This window comes from Calditrichota bacterium, from assembly GCA_016867835.1.
In the GTDB taxonomy this organism is placed as follows: domain Bacteria; phylum Electryoneota; class AABM5-125-24; order Hatepunaeales; family Hatepunaeaceae; genus VGIQ01.
Window position 1 is genome coordinate 1 of record VGIQ01000159.1, and the last position, 4,626, is coordinate 4,626.

A 4,626-nucleotide genomic window follows, 5' to 3' on the forward strand; every position below is an offset into this window, starting at 1 on the left:
CGGCGAGGTAGAAGTGATCATCGATGAAGAGCGCGCCTTCGATGCGGTCGTCGTTGAGGGCCGCGCCGACGTTGAGGGAGCGGCGGAGGTCCCAGGGGTCGGCGTCGGCTCCGGGGAACTGGCGGACCGCGGACCAGGTGAGGGGTCCGTTGCCGGGGTTGTCGAGGGTCAGGGCGACCTCGAGACGGTCGTCCGGTGCGATAGACCTCACCACCGCATCCGGGTCCGGCACCAGCCGGCTGTGAAGGAGCGCAAAGTCGAGTTCAACGTCCTCCCCGGCTCCTACTGCAATTCGGTGATACTGGGGGAGATAGTCTTCCCGGGTCAGATCAAACTCATACTCCCAGGCCGGCAAACGCTCGAAGGAGTAGCGCCCATCCTGGTCGGTTATTGCCGAATGTCCAAAGTGACGCGCCACGAGCAAGACGCCTTCGATGGGTTGATCGTTATCGGCCGGGTCGGTTACACGCCCGCTTAGGCTGCCGAAGCCGTCGACGACGAAGATGTGTGCGGGGAGTTCGACCAGCCTCCGACGGGGGTCATTGGAAGTGATGACGATGGTGCGAGAGTATTCGCCGAATTCGAGATCGGCGGTTGCTGCAACGATCCGAACTTCAGCTGCTTCACCTGCTTCGATGATCCACTGTTCATCTTCGAATGAAATCCAGTCCGGACCGTCGCCAATGTCGGCAATGGCAACAGTCAGGCGATGGATTTCATCCTGCTGCTCTGCGAGGTTACTCACGACCAGAATGAACTCGACGTCATCATCACGCGCTACCGGTCCATACTCGATGGCATCCACTTCCAATCCGAGCACACCATACTGCTCGGCCTGACCGTCATGGTAGATGTAGGCGACATTTTGACCCCAGTTGCCACCGGCGATCAGGTTGAAGCCGTTGTGGGTGAGGCCTTGATGCGGGAAGTCATTTCGGGATTGAAACTCCCGGACGCGTTCCGCTCGGTTATTCTCCCAGTCGATGCGGAATTGGGAGATGAAAGACTGAGACATCAGCCAGAACTGCCCGTCGGCATGCGCCGGAACGTGAGCGAGCGAGAGCATCCGGCCATGGTTGGCGTTGGTACGGAGGTTGGGACCTTCACGAACCGCCTGTCCGTCCCGGTTCAACTGGTAGATGCGATAGGCGTTGGCATTGCCTTCGCCGCCAGCATCTTCGGAACTGCCATAGACGATGTCGCCGTCGAAGGCGAAGTCCCAGTGTCCACCGCGGGGCAATTGCACCTGTCGCACCTGACGGCCCTCCATGTCATAGAGGCAGGCAATGCTCCGCTGATCGCCGCCCATCCACTGGTTGACCCAAATAAGCCCGGTCGTCGGATCGAAACCCATCCCGATGGCATCGGGTGCGTTGCCAGCCTGCTGGATGGCGACGTTCAGCACCACGCGGTAGTTGTCGGCGGGGTCGATCCGATAGAGGCGGCAGGGAGCGGCACGACAGGCTCCCCAGATCATTTCGCCGTCCCATGCCAGTCCTCCATTCTGGGTGAAAGGCAGGTTGAACTGGCTCAGGACTTCCCCGAACTGCTGCGCTGACAGCGTTACAGGAAGAAAGGCGATCAAAAGGAGTGTCAGTTTGAAGTTGCGGCGGGTCATCACAGCCTCCGGCAGTTGGGCATAATAGAAACGAAGATACCCTATGAGGTTGACAGAGCAAGCCGGTGTGAGCCGGCTATTCCTTTACAAACCTTAAATCTATGTCCGTCAAGTTAAAGAGTCAAGTCTATCTGCATTGTGGAGATATAATCACTGCCTGCTCTGCTTGATGACCCGATTGCACAAGCCTATCCAACTACTGAAGGTAGTTGACTTGGCCGGGGGCACTTGCCTAAATTGATAGCAACTGGGGAGGAGCAGCGTAAACGATGGGATGGAATAATGTACGCGGAAAGTGAACTTCTTGAAATCGCTTCGAAGGCGCTTGCTGTTGCCGGTCCAGCCGAGGCTGAAGTGATTTTATCGTGCAGTGAAGGCGCGCTAACCCGATTCGGTGAAAACCGAGTCACTCAAAATGTCGTGCAAGGCGGGGCGTCGCTCACCGTACGGCTACTCGAGGAGGGGCGCATAGGAAAAGCCTCGACCGGCAACCTGACCGAAGAAGGCATTGCAAGATGTGTTGCGACGGCGCAGTCGGCGCTTCGCTTTTCACAACCCGATCCCGATCTACTCCCACTGGTCGAACCGCAATCCTATAGCGATAAGTCAACCTATCACGACCGCACTTTCGGATATAGCCCGGAGGAGCGTGTTGTAGGTGTAGCGGAAGCCGTCGCGCTTTGCCGGGAGTCGGATCTTCAAGCCGCCGGGATATACTCCAGCGGAGGCTCGACGATCGCGATCGCCAACAGCCGGGGTCTCTGGGCTTGTCACCGGAGAACCGGAGCGACATTTTCGCTCTCGGCGATGAGCGACGACTCGTCTGGCTGGGCTGAAGCGACCGACCCGGACGTGGCGGCGCTCGATGTGACCGACGTCGCCCGACGGGCAAAGGACAAGGCGCTTGCGAGCCGCAATCCCTCCCGCGTTGAGCCGGGCGACTGGACTGTTGTTCTCGAACCGGCGGCAGTGGCAGATTTCCTGCTCTTTCTGGCGTGGGACGCTTTCAATGGAAAGTCGTTTGTCGAAAGCCGGAGTGCGTTCACCGGGAAGATTGGCACAAAGGTCGCCGGGACAAACGTCACTATTAAGGATGATGCCTGGCATCCCCTGACTCCGGGCAACCCGTTCGACTACGAAGGTATGCCGCGGCAGACGGTCCCACTGATAGAGAACGGCGTCTTCATGGGCGTTGTCCACGATCGGACAACCGGCGCCAAAGCAGGTACCGGCTCAACCGGGCACGCCCTTCCGCAACCGGATTCCAATGGGCCACTTCCGCTCAATATGGTGCTGGAGGGTGGCGAATCGTCGCTTGAGGAGATGATCGCCTCGACCGACCGTGGTCTGCTCGTAACGCGGCTCCACTATACGAATTTGCTCGACCCGATGAAGGTGACTATCACCGGAATGACCCGCGACGGGCTGTTCCTGATAGAGGGCGGAAAGGTAACGAGAGGATTGAAGAACATGCGCTTCACGCTCTCGGTGCTCGATGTGTTAAACAGCGTCGAGGCGCTATCGCGACAACTCTACCGGACCGAGACCTTCTGGGGCGGCGGCGGGACGGTGGCACCAGCGATCAAAGTGAGTAACTGGACATTCACAAGCGGGACGGAGAATTAGTAATATCAGCAGGACAGGACTTAGATCCTGTCACCGATCGGGAACCGGCCAACCCGGATGACAACAATTCAGGAACCTCATTGAAAACCCTTGCAGAGCAAGCGGTCGATACAGCAGTGGCCCGCGGCGCCACCTATGCCGACTGCCGGATCATCGAAACCCGTGAAGAACTGATCGCTGTTCAAAACGGGCGGATCGGAGAACTCGATCTCTCGGAAGACCTCGGCTTCGGCGTCCGGGTGATCTGCGACGGCGCGTGGGGCTTTGCTTGCGCTCCCAACGTAACCGGCGCCGAGATCGACCGCATCGCGGCGCTCGCGGTCCGGGTTGCCAAAGCCTCGGCGCGTCTCAAGCGCGAAGACGTCCGCCTCGCGCCCGAGCCGATCGCTGTCGATTCCTGGCAGACGCCCGTTGCCGAAGATCCCTTCGGTGTGCCGCTCGAGGAGAAACTGGCACTGCTCTATGAGATCGACGGCATCCTCCGGCGCGACGCACGGATCAAAAACGCCGAGGCGACGCTATCGTTCAGGAACGAGCATCAGGTGATGGCAACGTCGGAGGGATCGCTCATCGACCAGACGCTGATCCGGTCGGGCGCGGGCTATGCGGCGACTGCGGTCGGCGACGGCGAAGTCCAGACGCGGTCGTTCCCTAATTCATTTCGCGGGCAGTATATGTCGCTCGGTTACGAGTTGGTGCGGGGTCTCCACCTTGCCGAAAACGCCGCCCGGGTGCGCGAGGAAGCGATCGCGCTGCTGACCGCTCCAGTTCTGCCTTATGGCGTCCGGGATGTCATCATCGATGGAAGCCAGTTGGGCTTGCAAATTCACGAGTCGGTCGGACATGCCACCGAACTCGACCGGGTGTTAGGCATGGAAGCAAACTACGCCGGTATGTCTTTCGCGACGACAGAGAAATTGAACAACTTTCAGTATGGTTCACCGCAGGTCAATCTGGTGTGCGATTCGACCGTCCCGGGCGGGCTGGCGACGGTCGGCTGGGACGATGACGGCGTCCGGGCGCAGCGGTGGCATCTGGTGAAGGAGGGACAATTCGTTGGCTACCAGTTCAATCGCGAACTGTCGCATACGATTAACGCCGCGCGGTCTTCAGGCAATAACCGGGCAATGGGCTGGTCAAACATCCCGATCGTTCGTATCACTAACTTAAGTCTCATGCCCGGCGACCACGAACTGGACGACCTGATGGCCGATACCGATGGCGGCGTTTGGCTCGAAACGAACCGGTCATGGTCCATCGACCAGTGGCGGCTCAATTTCCAATTCGGCGTCGAAGCGGCTTGGGAGATCAAGGGCGGAAAGAAGGGACAACTCTACCGCAACGCCAACTACCAGGGCATTACGCCGCAGTTCTGGGGCAGT

General features: G+C 59.3%; 3 protein-coding genes. 2 read left to right on the forward strand and 1 reads right to left on the reverse strand.

Annotated elements, in window-relative coordinates:
- Positions 1 to 1,618 (reverse strand): carboxypeptidase regulatory-like domain-containing protein (locus tag FJY67_11420; protein ID MBM3330057.1); only part of this gene is annotated, 1,618 nt, incomplete at its 3' end.
- 282 nt (positions 1,619 to 1,900) lie between these two features.
- Between FJY67_11420 and FJY67_11425 the strand changes: the two genes are divergently transcribed.
- Entirely contained in the window at positions 1,901 to 3,244 is a 1,344-nt protein-coding gene (locus tag FJY67_11425) for a TldD/PmbA family protein (protein ID MBM3330058.1), read from the forward strand.
- An 80-nt stretch (positions 3,245 to 3,324) separates the two neighbouring features.
- Positions 3,325 to 4,626, forward strand: a 1,302-nt coding sequence (locus FJY67_11430; GenBank protein ID MBM3330059.1) for a TldD/PmbA family protein, incomplete at its 3' end; no start/stop codon positions are given.